19 protein-coding genes are annotated in these 19480 nt (G+C 73.5%); 5 read left to right on the plus strand and 14 right to left on the minus strand.

From position 1 onward, the window contains the following. Window positions 1-36 precede the first annotated feature (36 nt). The 14 genes from der to F8568_RS32735 form a co-directional block, all read right to left on the minus strand. On the minus strand, window positions 37-1422 hold the full coding sequence (gene der, locus F8568_RS32670; RefSeq protein WP_456236965.1) for a ribosome biogenesis GTPase Der: 1386 nt from the start codon (window positions 1420-1422) through the stop codon (window positions 37-39). A 35-nt stretch (window positions 1423-1457) separates the two neighbouring features. After that, window positions 1458-2120: a (d)CMP kinase gene (gene cmk, locus F8568_RS32675; protein ID WP_328601124.1), complete on the minus strand. Its 663-nt coding sequence runs from the start codon at window positions 2118-2120 to the stop codon at window positions 1458-1460. A gap of 158 nt (window positions 2121-2278) precedes the next feature. Continuing rightward, window positions 2279-3379, minus strand: a complete 1101-nt coding sequence (locus tag F8568_RS32680; protein WP_407924501.1) for a prephenate dehydrogenase — start codon at window positions 3377-3379, stop codon at window positions 2279-2281. Between the two features lie 103 nt (window positions 3380-3482). Further along, entirely contained in the window at window positions 3483-3845 is a 363-nt protein-coding gene (gene aroH, locus F8568_RS32685) for a chorismate mutase (RefSeq protein WP_151597548.1), read from the minus strand. A gap of 29 nt (window positions 3846-3874) precedes the next feature. Continuing rightward, entirely contained in the window at window positions 3875-4606 is a 732-nt protein-coding gene (locus tag F8568_RS32690; RefSeq protein WP_328601126.1) for a pseudouridine synthase, read from the minus strand. Continuing rightward, window positions 4603-5208, minus strand: a complete 606-nt coding sequence (gene scpB / locus F8568_RS32695) for an SMC-Scp complex subunit ScpB (RefSeq protein WP_151597550.1) — start codon at window positions 5206-5208, stop codon at window positions 4603-4605. Before scpB ends, F8568_RS32690 begins: the two co-directional genes overlap by 4 nt. After that, window positions 5201-6142, minus strand: coding sequence for a segregation and condensation protein A (locus F8568_RS32700; RefSeq protein ID WP_151597592.1), 942 nt, complete (start codon window positions 6140-6142; stop codon window positions 5201-5203). The genes scpB and F8568_RS32700 overlap by 8 nt, the downstream gene beginning before the upstream one ends. Window positions 6143-6214: 72 nt before the next feature. After that, window positions 6215-6985, minus strand: coding sequence for a SecDF P1 head subdomain-containing protein (locus F8568_RS32705; protein ID WP_151597551.1), 771 nt, complete (start codon window positions 6983-6985; stop codon window positions 6215-6217). A gap of 28 nt (window positions 6986-7013) precedes the next feature. After that, entirely contained in the window at window positions 7014-7457 is a 444-nt protein-coding gene (locus tag F8568_RS32710) for a hypothetical protein (RefSeq protein ID WP_151597552.1), read from the minus strand. Next, window positions 7439-8305: a ParA family protein gene (locus F8568_RS32715; protein ID WP_328601128.1), complete on the minus strand. Its 867-nt coding sequence runs from the start codon at window positions 8303-8305 to the stop codon at window positions 7439-7441. The genes F8568_RS32710 and F8568_RS32715 overlap by 19 nt, the downstream gene beginning before the upstream one ends. A gap of 186 nt (window positions 8306-8491) precedes the next feature. Further along, a complete protein-coding gene (locus F8568_RS32720; protein WP_407924502.1) occupies window positions 8492-9457 on the minus strand; it encodes a site-specific tyrosine recombinase XerD in 966 nt (321 codons plus the stop codon). A 394-nt stretch (window positions 9458-9851) separates the two neighbouring features. Further along, window positions 9852-10529, minus strand: a complete 678-nt coding sequence (locus F8568_RS32725; RefSeq protein WP_151597554.1) for an NUDIX domain-containing protein — start codon at window positions 10527-10529, stop codon at window positions 9852-9854. Beyond that, window positions 10526-12208, minus strand: coding sequence for a CTP synthase (locus F8568_RS32730; protein ID WP_151597555.1), 1683 nt, complete (start codon window positions 12206-12208; stop codon window positions 10526-10528). Before F8568_RS32730 ends, F8568_RS32725 begins: the two co-directional genes overlap by 4 nt. Window positions 12209-12388: 180 nt before the next feature. Then, on the minus strand, window positions 12389-14107 hold the full coding sequence (locus tag F8568_RS32735) for a hypothetical protein (protein WP_151597556.1): 1719 nt from the start codon (window positions 14105-14107) through the stop codon (window positions 12389-12391). A gap of 406 nt (window positions 14108-14513) precedes the next feature. Between F8568_RS32735 and pip the strand changes: the two genes are divergently transcribed. The 5 genes from pip to thpD all read left to right on the plus strand — a co-directional run bounded on the left by pip (window position 14514) and on the right by thpD (window position 19403). After that, a complete protein-coding gene (gene pip, locus F8568_RS32740) occupies window positions 14514-15482 on the plus strand; it encodes a prolyl aminopeptidase (protein ID WP_151597557.1) in 969 nt (322 codons plus the stop codon). Window positions 15483-16088: 606 nt separating this feature from the next. Then, complete coding sequence (gene ectA, locus F8568_RS32745; RefSeq protein WP_202125615.1) at window positions 16089-16637, plus strand: diaminobutyrate acetyltransferase; 549 nt, start codon at window positions 16089-16091, stop codon at window positions 16635-16637. Between the two features lie 154 nt (window positions 16638-16791). Continuing rightward, entirely contained in the window at window positions 16792-18054 is a 1263-nt protein-coding gene (gene ectB / locus F8568_RS32750; protein ID WP_151597558.1) for a diaminobutyrate--2-oxoglutarate transaminase, read from the plus strand. 48 nt (window positions 18055-18102) lie between these two features. Beyond that, on the plus strand, window positions 18103-18498 hold the full coding sequence (locus F8568_RS32755) for an ectoine synthase (protein WP_151597559.1): 396 nt from the start codon (window positions 18103-18105) through the stop codon (window positions 18496-18498). Continuing rightward, on the plus strand, window positions 18495-19403 hold the full coding sequence (thpD, locus tag F8568_RS32760) for an ectoine hydroxylase (protein WP_151597560.1): 909 nt from the start codon (window positions 18495-18497) through the stop codon (window positions 19401-19403). Before F8568_RS32755 ends, thpD begins: the two co-directional genes overlap by 4 nt. The last annotated feature ends 77 nt before the right edge of the window (window positions 19404-19480 follow it).

Raw genomic sequence — 19480 nt, forward strand, 5'->3', positions numbered from 1 at the left:
AAAGATCCTCGGCGGGCCGCGCGGCGGGAAAACCGGCTACTTGCGCGCCTTGCCGCGCTTCTCGCGGATCTTCATCGCGATGTCCAGCGGCGTCCCGGCGAACCCGAACTCCTCGCGCAGCCGGCGCTCGATGAACCGCCGGTACCCCTCCTCCAGGAACCCGGACGTGAACAGCACGAACCGCGGCGGCCGCACCCCCGCCTGCGTCGCGAACAGCACCCGCGGCTGCTTGCCGCCGCGCACCGGATGGGGATGCGAGTTCACCAGGTCGGCGAAGAACTGGTTCAGCTTCGACGTCGGGACGCGGGTGTTCCAGCCGTCCAGCGCCGTGTCGATCGCCGGGACGAACCGGTCCATGTGCCGGCCCGTCTTCGCCGAGATGTTCACCCGCGGCGCCCACCGCGCGTTGTGCAGCTGCCGGTCGATCTCGCGCTCCAGGTAGTGGCGGCGCTCCTCGTCCAGCAGGTCCCACTTGTTGTACGCGATGACCAGCGCCCGGCCCGAGTCGATCACCATCGAGACGATCCGCAGGTCCTGCTCGGCGAGCGGCTCGTCCGCGTCCACCAGCACCACCGCGACCTCGGCGCGCTCCAGCGCCGACTGCGTGCGCAGCGTCGCGTAGAAGTCGGCGCCCTGGTTCTCCCGGTGCCGCCGCCGGATCCCCGCCGTGTCGATGAACCGGAACGTCCGGCCGCCCAGCTCGATCAGCTCGTCGACCGGGTCGCGGGTCGTGCCCGCCACCGCGTCCACCACCGCCCGGTTCTCCCCCGCCAGCCGGTTCAGCAGGCTCGACTTGCCGACGTTCGGCCGGCCCAGCAGCGCGATCCGGGTCGGCCCGCCCTGCTCCCCGAACGTCTCGCGCGGCGCCGGCGCCGGCAGCGCCTCCAGCACCGCGTCCAGCAGGTCCCCGCTGCCACGGCCGTGCAGCGCCGACACCGGATGCGGCTCCCCGATGCCGAGCGACCACAGCATCGCCGCGTCCGCCTCGGTGCCCGCGTCGTCGACCTTGTTGGCCACCAGCACCACCGGCTTGCCGGACCGGCGCAGGATCTCCACCACGGCCTCGTCGACGTCCGTCGCGCCCACCGTCGCGTCCACCACGAACATCACCACGTCGGCCAGGTCCACCGCGAGGCGCGCCTGCTCGGCGATCGCGGCGGCCAGCCCGGCCGCGTCCGGCAGCCAGCCGCCGGTGTCGACGACGGTGAACCGCCGCCCCGACCACGTCGCGTCGTAGGCGACGCGGTCCCGGGTGACCCCCGGCACGTCCTCCACGACGGCCTCGCGGCGCCCCAGGATCCGGTTCACCAGCGTCGACTTGCCGACGTTGGGCCGCCCCACCACCGCCACCACCGGCGCCGGGCCGGCGTCGGCGGCGACGTCCTCGACGACGTCCGCGGTCTCGATCTCGTAATCGCTCACAGTCATATCCCCACAGGGGCCGTCAGGCCGCCCGCTCACTCATGCTCTTTGGCGAGGCGGACGACCGCCTCGATGACCTCGGCGAGGCCCAGCTCCGTCGAGTCGATCTCGTGCGCGTCCGCCGCCTTCGCCAGCGGCGACGCCTTCCGGGTGGAGTCCAGCCGGTCGCGGCGCGCCTGCTCGGCCCGCGTCACCGTCACCGACGCGCCCGGGTCCGCCGCGAGGTCCTTCGCGCGGCGGGCCGCCCGCACCTCCTCGCTGGCGGTCAGGTACACCTTGACCGGCGCGTCCGGCGCGACGACCGTGCCGATGTCGCGGCCCTCCACCACGATGCCCCCGCCCGAAATGATCTCACGCTGCAGCGCCACCAGCCGCGCCCGGACGGCCGGGACCGCGCTGACCGCGCTGACCGCGTTCGTCACCTCGCGGGTGCGGATCGGCTCCGACACGTCCTGCCCGTCCACGCTGATCGACGGGGCGTCAGGATCGGTGCCCGACTCGAGCACCGGGTCCTGCGCGCGGGCCGCGACCGCGTCCGCGTCCTCCACCGGGACGCCGTTGCGCAGCATCCACCACGTCATCGCGCGGTACATCGCGCCGGTGTCGAGGTAGCGCAGGCCGAGCGCGCGGGCGACGCCCTTGGACGCGCTGGACTTGCCCGAACCGGAGGGTCCGTCCATGGCGATGACGAGCGGCACGATCGCTCCCTTTCGTCGGCATCGAAGCGCCCGCCGGCACGGGCGGGCGGCGGGCGGGGCGGGCGGCGGAACGCGAGCGTCTCCCTCGCGGGCCCGGCGCTTCAGGCTACCGGCCCGCGCCCACCACCGCGGCCCGCCGCGGGTTCGCAGGCCCCCGGTTACCGGCCGGGGACCGACCAGCCGCGCGAGCGCAGCTCGGCGGCGAGCCGGTCCGCCGCCTCCGGCACCACCGCCAGCTCCAGCACGCCCAGCGGGCGGCCCGGCGAATGCTCGATCGCCACGTCCTCGATGTTCACCCCGGCGACCCCCGCCGCCTGGAAGATCATCGCCAGCTCCCCCGGCCGGTCCGGGATGACCACCTGCACCGTCGCGTACGCCGACTGGCCGCCGCCGTGCTTGCCCGGGATCCGGGACCGGCCCGCGTTCCCGCGCAGCAGCAGGTCCGCGACGTGCGCCGCCGCGCCCTCGCTGCCGTCGCGCAGCAGCGACGCCGCGACCGCCAGGTCCGTCGCGACCGCCTCCAGCACGTCCGCGACCGGCTCGGCGTTCGCCGACAGGATCCCGATCCACAGCCGCGGGTCGCTCGCCGCGATCCGCGTCACGTCCCGGACGCCCTGCCCCGCCAGGCCCAGCGCCGTCTCGTCGGCGCCCGTCAACCGCGCCGCCACCGCCGCCGACACCACGTGCGGGCCGTGCGACACCAGCGCCACCGCCCGGTCGTGGTCCGCGGCGTCCACCTCCACCGGCGTCGCGCCGCACGCCTTCGCCAGCGCCGTCACCTTCGCGCGGGTCTCCGGCGCCGCCTCCGGCGTCGCGCACAGGGCCCACGGGCGGCCGAGGAACAGGTCCGGACGCGCCGCGCCCGGCCCCGACCGCTCGCTGCCCGCGAGGGGGTGCCCCGCGACGAACGTCGACAGGTCGCAGCCCAGCTCCGCCGCCTGCGCCAGCGGCAGCGCCTTCACGCTCGCCACGTCGGTGTACGCGGTCGCCAGGCCGCGCTTCTGCGCGTCCAGCAGCGTCACCGCGACCGCCGCGGGCGGCACCGCCAGCACCGCCAGGTCCGCGGGCTCCGCGGACGCGCCGTCCGGCAGCGCCTCCCCCGCGCCCAGCTCCACCGCCAGCGCGAGCGCCGCCGCGTCCCGGTCGGTCAGCAGCACCCGCGCGCCGCGCTCGCGCATCGCCAGCGCGATCGACGTGCCGATCAAGCCCGTCCCGACCACGACGATGCGGCCCACCACGTCCTCGTCCACGCCCGTCACCCTACTGCGCCCCGTCCGCCCAATCCGCGCGATCCGCGCCGGCCCATGCCTCGCTACGGTCGGGCGCTACTGCGCGATGTCCATGCCTCGCTACGCTCGGGCGCTACTGCGCGATGTCCAGCCGGAGCGCCTTCGCGCCGCGCAGGTACACGTGCTGGACCTCCGCGCGCGGACGGTCCGTCGCGACGTGCGCCATCAGCCGGATCACCCGCGGCAGCGCGTGCGGCACCGCGATCTCGCTCGCGCACATCAGCGGCACCTCCTGGAAGCCGAGCTTGCGCGCCGCCAGCGCCGGGAACTCCGCCGTCAGGTCCGGCGTCGCCGTGAACAGCACGCTGATCACATCGTCGGTGGTCAGCCCGTTGCGGCTCATCACCTCGCTCACCAGCTCGGTCGTCGCCGCCAGGATCTCCTCCCGGTCGTCGGCGTCCACCTGCGTCGCCCCGCGGACCGCCCGTACCGCCACGTCGCTCCCTCTCCGTCCGATCGCCGGGCCTACAGCCCGACCGCCTGGTACAGCTCGCCGACCTCCTGCACGGTCAGCGCCCGCATCGTGCCCGGCTTCAGCTGGCCGAGCCTGATCGGCCCGAACTCTATGCGGGCCAGCTGCTGGACCGGGAACCCGACCTCCTTCAGCAGCCGCCGCACGATGTGCTTGCGCCCCTCGTGCAGGGTGATCTCCACGAGCACCCGCTTGCCGATCTGGTCGAACACCCGGAACCGGTCCGCCTTGGCGGGCCCGTCCTCCAGCGTCACCCCGGCGCGCAGCCGCTTGCCGAGATCGCGCGGGATCGGCCCGTGGATCTCGGCGAGGTAGGTCTTGAACACCCCGTAGCTCGGATGGGTGAGCCGGTGGGCGAGCTCCCCGTCGTTGGTGAGCAGGATCAGGCCCTCGGTGTCGGTGTCGAGCCGGCCGACGTGGAACAGCCGCTCCGGCACGTCCACGTAGTCCTCCAGGGACTTGCGGCCCAGCTCGTCCGACATCGTGCTGACCACGCCGCGCGGCTTGTTGATCATGTAGTACCGCATCTCGGCGCGGGTCTCGACCCGCTTGCCGTCCACATGGATCACGGCCCGCCGCGGGTCGACCCGCTCGCCGAACCGGAACACCCGCTTGCCGTCGACGGTCACCCGGCCCTCGCCGATCAGCTCCTCGCAGTGGCGGCGGCTGCCGATCCCGGCTTCGGCCAGCACCTTCTGCAGCCGCACGCCCTCGTTGTCAGTCACGATTCCTCAACTATGTCTTCTGGCAGGTCGTCGGGGAGGAAGGGGGCCAGCTCCGGCAGCTCGCCGAGGTCGCGCAGCCCCAGCCGCTCCAGGAAGTACCCGGTGGTGCGGTACAGGTGCGCGCCGGTCTCCGGTTCCTGGCCGGCGTTCTCGATCAGGCCGCGCAGCGTCAGCGTCCGCATCACGCCGTCGCTGTTGACGCCGCGGACCGCCGACACCCGCGCCCGGCTCACCGGCTGCCGGTAGGCGACGACCGCGAGGGTCTCCAGCGCGGCCTGCGTCAGCCGGGCCTGCTGGCCGTCGGTGACGAACCGCTCCACCACCGGGGCGCACACGTCCCGGGTGTAGAACCGCCAGCCGCCGGCGACCTCCCTGAGGTCGAACCCCCGGCCCTGCTCGGTGTATTCCGCGGCCAGCTCCCGCAGCGTCGCGGCGACCTCGCCGCGCGGCCGCTCCAGCAGCTGCGCCAGGGTGATCTCCGCGACCGGCTCGTCCACGACCAGCAGGATCGCCTCTATCGACGCGCGCAGGGCCGGCCGCCCCTCGGCGCCGTCGCCGCCCGGCGCCTCCTCCGGCACGTCCGGGCCGGGTCCCTCAGTCATCGTCCTCCTCGTCCTTCCCGTCCTTCTCGGCCGCGTCCCGGGCCTCGCGGGAGCCCTCGTAGTCGTCGCCGACCGCCACGTCGCCCTCGTCGGTGCCGGTCCACGTGACGTGCAGCTCGCCGAGCGGCTCGAGCTGCTCGAACGCGACGGCCCGCTCCCGGTACAGCTCCAGCAGCGCCAGGAACCGCGCGACGACCTCGTAGGTGCCGTCGGCGTCGGACGCCAGGACGCGGAACGTGGTCCTGCGGAGCCGCCGCAGCTTCTCCACGACGATCGCGGCCTGCTCCTTGACGCTCGCCTTCGGCTGGTACATGTGCTCGACCGACACCGACGGCGGCGCCTTCGGGGTGAGGGCCTTGGCGGCGAGCCGGGCGAACTCCTCCGGGCCGAGGCCGAGCAGCACCTCCGGCAGCAGGTTGGCGAACTTCGGCTCCATCGGCACCACGCGCGGGAAGCGCTTCGCCGCGTCGGCCATCCGGGCGGCGAGCACCTGCGCGACCTCCTTGTACGCGCGGTACTGCAGCAGGCGGGCGAACAGCAGGTCGCGGGCCTCCAGCAGGGCCAGGTCCTCCTCGTCGTCGACCTCGCCGGACGGCAGCAGCCGCGCCGCCTTCAGGTCCAGCAGGGTCGCGGCGACCAGCAGGAAGTGGCTGGCCTGGTCGAGGTCCCAGTCCCGGCCGTAGGAGCGGATGTGGGCGATGAAGTCGTCGGTGACCTTGTGCAGGGACACCTCGGTGATGTCGAGCTTGTGCTTGGAGATCAGCCCGAGCAGCAGGTCGAAGGGGCCGTCGAAGTTGTCGAGGTGGACGCGGAAGCCCTGCTCCCCGCCCTCGCCCTGCGCCTCGCCCTCGCTCCCGCCCTGCTCCGGCGCCGTCTCCTCCACATCGGTCACCGTAGCGGAGGACGCCGCCCGCTCCGTGCTCCCCGGCAACATGCTCACCGGCCACATCGTCCCACGCCCGGCGGGGTGCGGGCGCCCGACCGCCGGGCGCGGGCGGGGCGGGCGTCAGGACGGGCGGCGCCCGGTGATCCGGGCGACGAGGTCCTCGGCCTTCGCGCGGGTGAAGGCGCCGCTGATCTGCACGGATCCGCCGGTGATCGGGCCGTCGGTGACCGCCGGGGCCGACAGCACCCGCCCGCCGACGACCATCGCGATCCGCTGCCCGGGCGTCTCGGCCGGCTGCTGCGCCGCCGCTCCGGTGAGGCCGGCGAAGGCCCGCGCGTCCGCCTTGGTCAGGTCGATCCGGATCGTCCACGTGGTGGTCCCGCCGGACGGCGGCTCGGCCTTCATGTGCTCGACGCGGCGGACGGTCATGCCGCCCGCGGCGAGCCGGTAGCAGGACGTCCCGGACGCCTCCGGCAGCGTCCCGGCGGCGCAGGGCGCCTGGGAGACCGCCGAGACCTGCTGGAGCGTCAGCGGCTGCCGGAGGTCGGTCGGCCCGCCGTCGTACCCGCCGCCGCCGCGCGTCGCCAGGTAGACGGCCACGCCGGCGGCCAGCAGGACGAGGACGAACGCGCCCGCGACCGCCCCGATGATCAGCGGCGTGCGGCTCGAGGTCCGTGCGGGCGGTCCGTACGGCGCGCCGGCGCCCGGCAGCGGGTAAGCGGTCGGCGCGGCTCCGGGCGGCGGCGCACCGGCCGAAGGCGGGGCGCCCTGGGGCGGCGGCGCGTACGGCGGGGGCGGCGGGCCGTCGTCCGCGGGCGGCGGCGCGTAGATCGGCGGTGGCGGGCGGAACGGCTCGGGCGGCTCGGGCGGCTCGTCGGGGGGCTGGGCCATGGTGATCCCTACCGGGCGGGGGTGGCGGTCAGGACGTGTCGCGCAGGCGCCGGACGAGCGTGCTGTGCTCGCCGAGCGCGTCGAAGTCGCCGATCATCGCCGCGACGGCCTCGCGGACCAGCCGGCCCCGGTCGACCGGCAGGGCGTGGTCGGCGCGCAGCCGCAGCCTCAGCTGCTCGAGGGCGAGCAGCTCGTCGGAGGAGATGTACACGGTGATCTTGGAGTCGTGGCGCTGGCGGCCGGTGGGGCGGCGGCCGGCGGCCGGCGCCGTGATCCGGGACGGGCCGGTGCCCGGCACCGCGCGCTCGGCGCCGGCGGGCTCGGGAGCGGCGTACTCCCGCACGGCGTGCTCCGGGCGTGCGCGCCCGGGTGCGGGCGGGCACCCGGACGCGCCGGGGGCGGGGCCGGGCGGCGGCGCGGTGGGCCGGAAGATCTCATCGACACCGGGCAGCCTTACCCGACGTGAGCCCACCTTCCGAGCACCTCCCGCGCCAGACCCCGGTATGCGTTCGCGCCCATCGAGTTCGGGTCGAAGTACGTGATCGGCTCCCCGGCGACGGTCGCGTCAGGAAACCGTACCGTGCGGTTGATGACCGTGTGGAAGACCTTGTCACCGAAGGCCTCGACGATGCGGCCGAGGACCTCGCGGGTGTGCAGGGTCCGCGAGTCGTACATGGTGCCGAGCACGCCGTCGATCACCAGGCCCGGGTTGATCCGGCCCTGCACCTTGTCGATGGTCTCCATCAGCAGCGCGACGCCGCGCATCGCGAAGTACTCGCACTCCAGCGGGATCAGCACGCCCTCGCTGGCGGCCAGCGCGTTCACGGTCAGCAGGCCGAGCGACGGCTGGCAGTCGATCAGGATGTAGTCGTAGTGCGGGACGGCGGACTTCAGCGCGCCCTGCAGGATGTACTCGCGGCCGACCTCGTGCACGAGCTGGACCTCGGCGCCGGACAGGTCGATGTTGCTCGGCAGCAGGTCCATGCCGTCGACGCCGGTGTCCAGGACGACGTCCTCCCACTCGGTGTCGCGCTCGAGCAGCAGGTTGTGGATCGTCATGTCGAGCTGGCGCGGGTCGCCCTTGCCGAGGCCGACCGACAGGGCGCCCTGCGGGTCGAAGTCGACGAGCAGCACCCGGCGGCCGTACTCGGCGAGCGCGGCGCCCAGGTTGATCGTCGTGGTCGTCTTGCCGACGCCGCCCTTCTGGTTGCAGATGGCGACGATGCGGGCGGGTCCGTGCTCCGCCAGCGGCTCCGGCTCCGGAAAGACGGGCACGGGTCGCTGAGTCGGGCCGAGGGCCCGACTCGGATCGGTCTCTATGGTGGCGGAGGAGAGGACTCCATGCCCGCCGTTCGTGCTGGTCACCAGATCCCTCCCCGGCGGCCGGGAATGCCGTCCAGAACGGGGACTCTAGGGCCAGGTCCCCCGGGTCTCAAGCCGACGCGCGCCGAGTGTCGGGATTTGTCGGCGCCGCGGCCGCGCGTCCCCGCGGGCGCGGCGGCACGCTCAGCTCCGGGCGCGCGGATGCGAGGTGGCGTACACCTCTCGCAGCAGCTGTACCGTCACCAGAGTGTAGACCTGCGTGGTCGTCACGGAGGCGTGTCCGAGCAACTCCTGCACGACGCGCACGTCGGCGCCGCCGTCCAGCAGGTGGGTGGCGAACGAGTGCCGCAGCGTGTGCGGCGACACCTGCGTGAGGCGGGCCCGGTCGGCGGCGGCGCGCAGCACCATCCAGGCGCCCTGCCGCGACAGCCGCCCGCCGCGGGCGTTCAGGAACAGCGCGGGGCCGCCGCGTCCGGCCCCGGCGAGCTCGGGGCGCGCGCGGACGAGGTAGGCGTCGACGGCCCGCGCCGCGTAGTCGCCGATCGGGACGACCCGGGCCTTGCCGCCCTTGCCGGCCACGCGGGCGAACCCGTCGGCGAGGTCGAGGTCGTCGACGTCCAGGCCGACCGCCTCGGAGATCCGGGCGCCGGACCCGTACAGGAGTTCCAGCAGCGCGCGGTCGCGCAGGCCGCGGGCGGTGCCGGCGTCGCCGTCGGACGGTCCCGCGGCGGCGGCGAGCAGCCGCTCGACCTCCTCGAGCGTGATGGCCTTGGGGAGCCGGCGCGGCGGGGTCGGCGGTTTGACGTCGTGCGCGGGGTCGTCGGACGCGAGGCCCTCGCGGAGCGCGAACCGGTGCAGGCCGCGGACGGCCACGAGCGCGCGCGCAGCCGACCCCGCCGACAGCGGCGGATGCTCCTCGTCGCCTTCCCGCAGGCCCACGAGGAACGCGCGGACGTCGTCCTCGGTGATGTCGCCGACTCCGGTGCGGCCCCGGCCGTCCTGCACCCGGACGTAGCGCAGCAGGTCGCGGCGGTAGGACGACAGGGTGTTGGCGGCGAGGCCCCGCTCGACGGCCAGGTGCCCGAGGTAGGTGCGCACCGCCGCCTCGAGCGCGGAGCCGGCGCCCCGCACGGGCGCTGCGTCCTGCACGGGCGCGGCGTCCTGCACGGGCGCGGCGTCCTGCACGGGCGCGGCGTCCTGCACGGGCGCGGCGTCCTGCACGGGCGCGGCGTCCTGGCCGGACGGGGCGTCCTGGACGGGGGGCCGCTCGGCGGGCCGGCGGGTCGTGCTCGGGGACAGTGCGGCACCTCTTCTGGCGGTCGGGCGGCTCGGTCGGGGTCGGCTCGAGGCGGTTCGCGGCGTGCCCCATCATGCCCCCTCCAGCCCCGTCGTGCAGGGGTCTGCGGTGCCGCCGTGTCGCGTTCCGCACCGGCGCCCTCCGGGCCGGCGGCGCGCCGAGTCCGAACGCGGCCGAGGCACGCGGAACGCCCCGCCGTCCCGTACCGGGAGGCGGGGCGTTCCGCGTCAGGGCGACGGGCCGGCGTCAGTCCTCCGGGGCGTCGACGGGGCGCAGGTCGCGGTAGCCGGCGGCGCGCGCCGCGTGCACCGCGAGGATCCCCACGCAGGCGATCATGTTGTGCACGTCGCCGGCGAGGACCTTGCGGACGGCCTCGTCCAGCGGCACCCACACCGCCGGCATGTCGGCCTCCTCGTGCACCCGCTCGAAGTCGATCTCCTCCGCGGGCACCGGCGCGACGTCGCGGGCGAGGAAGATCCGGCAGCGCTCGTTCGACATCCCCGACGAGGGGAACACGTCGGCGAGGGTGTCCCAGCGCGCGGCCCGGTATCCGGCCTCCTCCAGCAGCTCCCGCTGGGCGAGCACGTGCAGCGGCTCGCCCGCGACGTCGCGGAGCCCGGCCGGGGTCTCCCACAGCAGCCGCTCGACGGGGTGCCGGTACTGGCGCAGCATCAGCACCCGGTCGCGGTCGTCGAGGGCGAGGACGCCGACGGAGCCGAGGTGCTCGATGACGTCGCGGCCGACGACCTCGGTGCCGCCGCCGGGGCCGGCCGGCATCTCGACCCGGTCGCGGCGGACGTTGAACACGTGCCCGGTGAACGCGGTCGACTCCTCGACGACCTTCCAGCGCTCCGGCCGGTCGCGGACGTCGTCCGGGCCGAGCCCGGGGCCGGACGGGGCGCCGGGCGGGGGGCCCGCGCTCACGACGCGTCCGAGGCGTCCGCCGCGCGGGCGCCGGCGTACTCGATCGCCGCGGCGACCAGCCCGGTGAACAGCGGGTGCGGACGGGTCGGCCGGGACCGGAACTCCGGGTGCGCCTGCGTGCCGACGAAGAACGGGTGGGTCTCGCGGGGCAGCTCGACGTACTCGACGAGCCGGCCGTCCGGCGACAGGCCGGAGAACCGCAGCCCCGCCTCCTCCAGCCGGCCGCGGTAGGCGTTGTTGACCTCGTAGCGGTGCCGGTGCCGCTCGGAGACCTTCGCCTCCCCGTACAGCTCCCGCACCACCGACCCGTCGGCGAGGTCGGCCGGGTAGAGGCCGAGCCGCATCGTGCCGCCCATGTCGCGCTCGCCGGCGACCACGTCGACCTGGTCGGCCATGGTCGCGACCACCGGGTGGGCGGTCGCGGCGTCGAACTCGGCGCTGCCGGCGCCGGCGAGCCCGCCGAGGTCGCGGGCCGCCTCGATGACCATGCACTGCAGGCCGAGGCAGATGCCGAGCAGCGGGACGCGGTGCTCGCGGGCGTGCCGGATCGCGCCGAGCTTGCCCTCGATGCCGCGGACGCCGAAGCCGCCGGGGATCAGCACGCCGTCCACGCCGTCGAGCTCGCGCTCGGCGCCCTCGGGCGTCGCGCAGTCGTCGCTCTTCACCCAGCGGATGTGCACCTTGGCGTCGTTGCCGAAGCCGCCGTGCCGCAGCGCCTCCGTCACCGACAGGTAGGCGTCCGGGAGGTCGATGTACTTGCCGACCAGCGCGATCGTGACCTCGCGGGCGGGCTTGTGGACGCGGCGCAGCAGCCGGTCCCAGGCGCCCCAGTCGACGTCCCGGAACGGCAGCCCGAGCCGGCGCACCACGTAGGCGTCCAGGCCCTCGGCGTGCAGCACCTTCGGGATGTCGTAGATGGACGCGGCGTCGACCGCGGACACCACGGCCTCGCGGTCCACGTCGCACATCAGGCTGATCTTGTGCTTGAGCCCGTCGGTGATCGGCCGGTCCGAGCGGCACACGATCGCGTCGGGCTGGATGCCGATGGAGCGCAGCGCGGCGACGGAGTGCTGCGTCGGCTTGGTCTTCAGCTCGCCGGACGGCCCGATGTAGGGCAGCAGCGAGACGTGCAGGAAGAAGCAGTTGTCGCGGCCGATCTCGTGCCGGATCTGCCGCACCGACTCCAGGAACGGCAGCGACTCGATGTCGCCGACGGTCCCGCCGACCTCGGTGATGACGATGTCGACCTCGGTGTCGTCGGCCATCCCGCGGATGCGGTCCTTGATCTCGTTGGTGATGTGCGGGATCACCTGCACGGTGTCGCCGAGGTACTCGCCGCGCCGCTCCTTGGCGATCACGTTGGAGTACACCTGGCCGGTGGTGACGTTCGCGGACCCGTGCAGCTCGGTGTCCAGGAACCGCTCGTAGTGGCCGATGTCCAGGTCGGTCTCGGCGCCGTCGTCGGTGACGAACACCTCGCCGTGCTGGAACGGGTTCATGGTGCCGGGGTCGACGTTGAGGTAGGGGTCCAGCTTCTGCATGGTGACCCGCAGCCCGCGAAGGGTGAGAAGCCGCCCCAGGCTGGAGGCCGTCAGTCCCTTGCCGAGGCTGGAGGCGACACCGCCGGTGACGAAGAGGTGCTTGGTAGGACGTGATCTACCAGTGGCTGCCGAAGGCAAGAAGGCGCTCCCGTGGTCGTTGCGAGGCGGCGTTCCGACGTGCTCGGTACCGCACTGTCCACGGGCCACCAGGATAACAGCCGGGCACGGGTGCGCCATCCCGGGCGTGTCCCGCTCCCGCTGGTCAGAGGGTATGGGACGGGGAGGCCCGCGCCCCCGGCCCGCGGGCCGGGGGGACGGTCAGATCCGCGGGGTCGCCGCGGTCGGCATGATGGTGCGCAGCTGCCGGGTCAGCTCGTCGATCAGGGACCTGGCCTGGTCGGCGGCCTGCCGGGCGGCGTCGCGCTCCTGCGACAGCTCGGCGATCTGCGCGCGCTGCTCGGTGACGGCCTGGGCGAGCTGGTCGACCCACTGGTCGCGTTCGGCGAGCTTCTCGGCGACCGCGTCGCGCTCGGCGGCCATCTGCCGCATCCCGGCGACCGCCTTGTCGCGCTCGCGGCCGGCCTGGTCGGCGCGGCCCCGGGCGAGGGTCAGCTCCGACTCGGCGCGCGCCTGCGACTGCACCGCGGCCTCCCGGGTGCGGTCGGCGGCCTCGCGCGCCTTGGCGCTGGCGTCGCGCTCGCGTTCGGCCTTCTTGGCGGCCTCCAGCGACTGCGCGGCGGTGTCCAGGGCCTGCTGCCGCTCGGCCTCGGCGGCCTCGGCGCGGGTGATCGCCTCCTGCGCGCGGCGCTCGGCGTCCTGAGCGCGCCGCTCCGCCTCCTGGGCGCGGCGCTCGTTCTCCTGGGCGCGGCGCTCGGACTCCTGCGCACGGCGGCGCGTCTCGTCGGCCTCCTTGCCGGCGGCGACGACGGCGTGCTGCAGGTTCTGCGCGGTCATCTCCGCGTCGGTCACCTTGGAGCGCAGCGCCGACAGCTCGCCGTGCGCGGCCTCCAGCGCCCGCGACAGCTCGGCGGCCTGCTCGGCGACCCGGTCGCGCTCGGCCTCGGCGGAGCGGCGGCCGCCGACGGCGTCCTCGACGGCGCGCAGCGCGTCGTCGCGGGCCTCGCTCATCGCGTCGCGCTGCTGGATGGCCTGCCGGACGGTCGCCTCGGCCTCGGCGACGCGGCGTTCGGCCTGCTCGGCCTGGGCCTGCGCCTGCTCCATCTGGGCGCGGGCCTGCTCGGCCTGCGCGCGCGCCTGGTCGGCCTGGACGCGGGCCTGCTCGGCCTGCCCGCGCGCCTGGTCGGCCTGAGCGCGGCCCTGCTGCGCCTGGTTCCAGGCGGCCGCGGCGTCGCGCTGCGCGGCCTCCTTCTCCTGCTGGAGGGCGGCGATCTGGGTGACGGCCTCGTTCTGCACCTCGCCGGCGCGGCGCTCGGCCTCGGCCACCTTGCGCTCGGCGTCCACGGCGCGGCGGTCGGCCTGCTCGGCCTGGCCGCGGGCGCGCTGGACCTCGCCCCAGGCGGCGGCCGCGTCGCGCTGCGCCGACTCCTTCTCCGCCTGGACCGCCGCCACCTGCGTGGCGGCCTCGTTCTGCGCCTCGGTGACGCGGCGCTCGGCGTCGACCGCGCGGCGGTCGGCCTGCTCGGCCTGGCCGCGGGCGCGCTGGACCTCGCCCCAGGCGGCCGCGGCGTCGCGCTGCGCCGACTCCTTCTCCGCCTGGATCGCCGCGACCTGCGAGGCGGTCTCGGTCTGCGCCTCGGTGACCTTGCGCTCGCCGGCGGCGAGCGCGTCGCCGATGAGGTCGGCCATCTGGCGCAGCCGCTCGACGATGTCCCACGGCTGGGCCTCGGGCTGCTCGCCCTCGGGGCGTCCGGCGGCCGGGCCCTGGCCGGGCTGCTCGGGCTTGGCCATCTGGATCGGCTGCTGGGCGGCGGGCACGGGCACGTCGGACCCGCGGCCCGGGTCGCGCCCCATCGCGGGCCAGGGAGAACCCGCGTCCGGGACTCCGCGCGGACCACCCGATCCGTTCAGCTCACTCACTGGTCTCCTCGCCTCGTGGTCCGGAGACGGTCGAGCGGTGCGCCGGGACGCCCGCTCGGGTCGCTGCGTTCCTCGCCTCGCGGCTCGTCACTTCGCTCACACGTCTCCTCGCCGACGGCTCCGTACGGGGGCCGTGTTCCGCGGGGGCTGTCATGGACATGGCGCTCGCGTCACTCCTCGCCCGAGGGCTCGTCGCTCCGCTCACTGAAGGCACTCTAGTGCCGACCAGCGGAACGTTTGCCCAGTTTGGGGTTTAGTTTCGTGCTCGCCTCTCGGTGCGGACGGGGCTCGCACGCCTGGTCACACCCGGTGCGGGCCTCCCGCCGCCCCCTCAACGGTGCCACGGGTCACACCGCGCCGCGCGGGAAAGCGCGGACCCGGCCGCCGGGTGGGATGATTCCGCACCATGGAGCTTCGCACCCTGTATCCGCCGATCGAGCCCTACGACTCGGGGCTGCTGGACGTCGGCGACGGCAACCGGATCCACTGGGAGGTCTGCGGGAACCCCGACGGGAAGCCGGCGGTGATGCTGCACGGCGGGCCGGGCGGCGGGTGCAGCCCCGCGCACCGCCGGCAGTTCGACCCGGAGCGGTACCGGATCGTGCTGTTCGACCAGCGCAACTGCGGCCGGAGCCTGCCGCACGCCAAGGACCCGGAGGTGTCGCTGGAGGCGAACACCACCTGGCATCTCGTCGCCGACATGGAGCGGCTGCGCGAGCACCTCGGCATCGAGCGGTGGCTGGTGTTCGGCGGGAGCTGGGGCAGCGCGCTGGCGCTGGCGTACGCGCAGACGCATCCGGAGCGGGTGACCGAGATGGTGCTGCGCGGCGTCTTCACGCTGCGGCCGTTCGAGCTGTACTGGTTCTACCAGGAGGGCGCGTCGCTGATCTTCCCCGACCTGTGGGAGAAGTACGTCGAGCCGATCCCCGAGGACGAGCGCGAGGACCTGATCTCCGCGTTCCACGAGCGGCTCAACTCCGCCGACCGGGACGTGCGGGTCGCGGCGGCGAAGGCGTGGGCGACGTGGGAGGGCTCGACGCTGACGCTGCGCCCGGACCCGGAGCTGGCGGAGGGGTTCGGCGAGCCGGACTACGCGGTGGCGTTCGCGCGGATCGAGAACCACTACTTCGTGAACGAGGGGTTCTTCGAGGACGAGCAGCTGATCAGGGACGTCGGCAGGATCCGGCACATCCCGGCCGTGATCGTGCAGGGCCGCTACGACATGTGCACGCCCGCCGCGACGGCGTGGGACCTGCACCGTGCGTGGCCGGAGGCGGAGTTCCACATCGTGGACGACGCGGGCCACGCCTACAGCGAGCCGGGGATCCTGCACCGGCTCATCGAGGCGACCGACCGTTTCGCGGAGTCCGGCTGAGCCGCTTCGCTCCCGGCCCGGCCGGAACGCCTTCCGGACGCGCTCGAATCGCGTCCGGCGCATGACCGCAAAGGGCCGGGATTCCGCGGGCGCGCGGGGTCCCGGCCGCGTCCGAAACCCCTTCCGGACGGGCCCGATCCTTGCCGTGCCGTTAACCCGGCCTTACCCCGCGGCAAGGCAACCTCCCCCTTGAAGGTGAGGTGCCCGGGGCTCCCAGGGCCCGCGTCCACGCCTTGGCCCCCATCCGCCCCACGACCCGGCGAGGCGGCCCGACCTCGCGCGATGCGGCGTGACGCCGACCGCACCCCTCGCGTTGTCACCGAATCCTAGTGACTTACCTCACACAACCGATACACAAAACCGCTCTGCACGCGAGAGCGGAACATTAAGGTTGCGTTCAGGAACGCGCACCGCGCACCCGCCCGCAAAATCGCCAGTACCTCCTGCGTAACGCGGGGAATGGCGCGCCATGGCCCCGAGAACGGTCGGCCGAAATTATCCCGAATTTAGCAAGCGTATTGCCATACCCGCTGCTCGCCGGGCTAAACATCCTGACGATAACATTACGGAACGATCATCCGGCGAGATTCGCTAAGTTGCCTGGACATGGCACCGCAATCCCTGGAATCACCGACCCGACGCCCCGATCCGGACGAGACGAGCGAGGACGTGCAACTCCAGGAGCCGAGCCTCACCGACGGCCCCGAACTGTGGCGGATCGCCCGGGACTCCAAGGTCCTGGACGTCAATTCGCCGTACAGCTACGCCCTCTGGTGCCGGGACTTCGCCGACACCTCCGTGGTCGCCCGCGACGGCGGCCGCCCGTGCGGTTTCGTCACCGGCTACGTCCGCCCGTCCCGCCCCGACACGTTCTTCGTATGGCAGGTCGCGGTTGACGACGCTCATCGGGGGCAGGGATTGGCACGCCGCATGCTGGACCGCCTCGGCGACCGGCTGTCGGCCCGCGGCCTCCGCTTCATGGAGGCCACCGTGACTCCGGACAACACAGCGTCGGAGGCGATGTTCGCCTCGTTCGCCCGGGCCCGCGGCTGCGACCTGAGCCGCGAGCCGCTGTTCGGCCCGGAGCACTTCCCGGGCGCCGGGCACGAGCCCGAGGTGCTGTTCCGGATCGGCCCGTTCGGCCCCGCGACCTGACCCGCGGCCGGCGGAACCGCCGCCGGCCGGACCGCTCCGAGTCCGCCCGAGTCCGCTCCGAGTCCGCTCCGACCCGTACGCATCCGACCGGTGCCGCCCGGCACCGCGTCCCGCCCGAACCGCTCTCACCCCCGACACCCGCCGGAGGCAGAACATGGATGTTTTCGCCCGCATGGAATCGGAAGTCCGCGGCTACTGCCGAAGCTGGCCCACGGTGTTCAGCACCGCCCAGGGCTCCCACATCACCGATGAGAACGGCCGCACCTACCTTGATTTCTTCGCCGGCGCGGGAACCCTCAACTACGGGCACAACAACCCTCAGCTGAAACGCCGGCTGATGGACTATCTCGCGAGCGACGCCATTGTGCACAGCCTCGACATGTACACCACGGCCAAGCGCGAGTTCCTGGAACGATTCAATGAGTACGTGCTGGAGCCGCGCGGGCTCGACTACAAGGTCCAGTTCCCCGGCCCGGCGGGCAACAACTCGGTCGAGGCGGCGCTGAAACTGGCGCGCAAGTACACCGGCCGGGAGACCGTTGTCAGCTTCACCAACGCCTTCCACGGCATGACGCTGGGCGCGCTGGCGGTCACCGGGAACTCGATGAAGCGCACGGGCGCCGGCGTGCCGCTCGGGCACGGCGTCGCGATGCCCTACGACAACTACCTCGACGGCCGCACCCCCGACTTCCTGCTCTTCGACACGATGCTGGACGACAGCGGCAGCGGCCTGGACAAGCCCGCCGCCGTGATCGTCGAGACGGTCCAGGGCGAGGGCGGCATCAACGTCGCCACCGCCGAGTGGCTGCGCGGCCTGCAGGACCTGTGCCACCGGCACGACATCCTGCTGATCGTCGACGACGTGCAGATGGGCTGCGGCCGCACCGGCCCGTTCTTCAGCTTCGAGGACGCCGGGATCACCCCCGACATCGTCTGCCTGTCCAAGTCCCTGAGCGGCTACGGGCTGCCGTTCGCGATCACGCTGATGAAGCGCGAGCTGGACGTGTGGGAGCCGGGCGAGCACAACGGCACCTTCCGCGGCTTCAACCCCGCGTTCGTCACCGCCGTCGCCGCGCTGCAGGACTACTGGACCGGCGAGGGCTTGGAGAAGCAGACGCTGAAGAAGGGCCAGCAGGTCCAGACGGCGCTGGAGGAGATCGCGCTCGCGCACGCCGGCGCCGTCGACTCCGTCCGCGGCCGCGGTCTCGCGTGGGGCCTGGTGATGAAGGATCCCGAGGACGCGGCGGAGGTGTGCGGCGAGGCGTTCGCCCGCGGCCTGCTGATGGAGACCTCCGGCCCCGAGGGCGAGGTCGTCAAGCTGCTGCCGCCGCTCACCACCACCGAGACCGAGCTGTCCCATGGCCTGGCGATCATCGCCGAGTCCGTCGAGGCCGTCCGCAGCAAGGTGTCGGCCTGACCCGGCCGCCGGGCCGCCGCCGCGTAACACACCGGAAAAGAGGAATTCATGATCGTTCGCTCCCTTGACGAGATCATCGGCACCGAGCGCGACGTGCAGGCGCCGACCTGGTGCAGCCGCCGCTTCGTGCTGGCCAAGGAGGGCGTGGGGTTCTCGCTGCACGAGACGATCCTGTACGCGGGCACCGAGACGAAGATGTGGTACGCCAACCACATCGAGGCCGTGTACTGCATCGAGGGTGAGGGCGAGCTCACCAACGAGGACACGGGCGACAAGCACCACATCAAGCCGGGCGTGATGTACCTGCTCAACGGGCACGAGCACCACACCCTTCGCGCCCACACGGACGTCAAGACCGTGTGCGTGTTCAATCCCCCCTGCACCGGTCGGGAGGTCCATGACGAGAACGGGGTCTATCCGCTGCTCACCGAGGAGGACGCATGAGCATCATCGAGTCCCATCCGTCGATCGACGACGCCTACCCCACCCGCAAGGCCGCCGAGGCGGCGCTGCTGTACCGGCAGGACCCGGTCGTGTACGGCGGTCCCGGCGACGGCCCCATCGACGCCGCCACCCTCGACTCCTTCGACCGCGACGGCTTCCTGAGCGTCGAGCAGCTGCTCGCGCCCGAGGAGGTGGAGGACTACCGCGCCGAGCTGCGCCGGCTGGCCTCCGACCCGCAGATCCTCGCCGACGAGCGCACCGTCACCGAGCGCGGCTCCGACGAGGTCCGGTCCATCTTCGAGGTGCACAAGATCAGCGAGGTGTTCGGGCAGCTCGTCCGCGACCCGCGCGTCGTCGGCCGGGCGGGGCAGATCCTCGGCTCCGACGTGTACGTGCACCAGAGCCGGGTGAACTACAAGCCGGGCTTCACCGGCAAGGACTTCTACTGGCACTCCGACTTCGAGACCTGGCACGCCGAGGACGGCATGCCGAGGATGCGCGCGGTGAGCATATCGATCGCGCTGACGGAGAATTTCGTGCACAATGGCGGGCTAATGATCATGCCCGGGTCGCACAAGACGTTCGTGGCCTGTGTCGGGGAGACCCCGGCCGACCACTACAAGGAGTCACTGCGCGGGCAGGAGATCGGCACCCCCGACCCGAACAGCCTGTCGATCCTCGCCGACAAGCACGGGATCGAGCTGTTCACCGGGCCCGCGGGCTCGGCCACCATGTTCGACTGCAACTGCATGCACGGCTCGAACGGGAACATCACCCCGTTCCCCCGCTCCAACGTGTTCGTCGTGTTCAACAGCGTGGAGAACACCTGCGTCGAGCCGTTCTCCGCCCCGGCGCCGCGTCCGCCGTTCATCGGCGCCCGCGACTTCACCCCCGTCGGCGACTGAACCGGCCGCACGATCCCCGCTCCCAGCTGGATACCCCCGACGAAAGGCCCGCGCCCGCGGGGGGCTCCACGGCCCCC

This window comes from Actinomadura physcomitrii, assembly GCF_008923205.2.
In the GTDB taxonomy this organism is placed as follows: domain Bacteria; phylum Actinomycetota; class Actinomycetes; order Streptosporangiales; family Streptosporangiaceae; genus Spirillospora; species Spirillospora physcomitrii.

Excerpts from the sequence above, each read along its gene's own strand:
- scpB (WP_151597550.1), bottom strand. The coding sequence starts at position 5,208 with ATGACTGAGGGACCCGGCCCGGACGTGCCGGAGGAGGCGCCGGGCGGC.
- F8568_RS32700 (WP_151597592.1), bottom strand. The coding sequence starts at position 6,142 with ATGTTGCCGGGGAGCACGGAGCGGGCGGCGTCCTCCGCTACGGTGACC.
- F8568_RS32705 (WP_151597551.1), bottom strand. The coding sequence starts at position 6,985 with ATGGCCCAGCCCCCCGACGAGCCGCCCGAGCCGCCCGAGCCGTTCCGC.
- pip (WP_151597557.1), top strand. The coding sequence starts at position 14,514 with ATGGAGCTTCGCACCCTGTATCCGCCGATCGAGCCCTACGACTCGGGG.
- ectA (WP_202125615.1), top strand. The coding sequence starts at position 16,089 with ATGGCACCGCAATCCCTGGAATCACCGACCCGACGCCCCGATCCGGAC.
- ectB (WP_151597558.1), top strand. The coding sequence starts at position 16,792 with ATGGATGTTTTCGCCCGCATGGAATCGGAAGTCCGCGGCTACTGCCGA.
- F8568_RS32755 (WP_151597559.1), top strand. The coding sequence starts at position 18,103 with ATGATCGTTCGCTCCCTTGACGAGATCATCGGCACCGAGCGCGACGTG.
- thpD (WP_151597560.1), top strand. The coding sequence starts at position 18,495 with ATGAGCATCATCGAGTCCCATCCGTCGATCGACGACGCCTACCCCACC.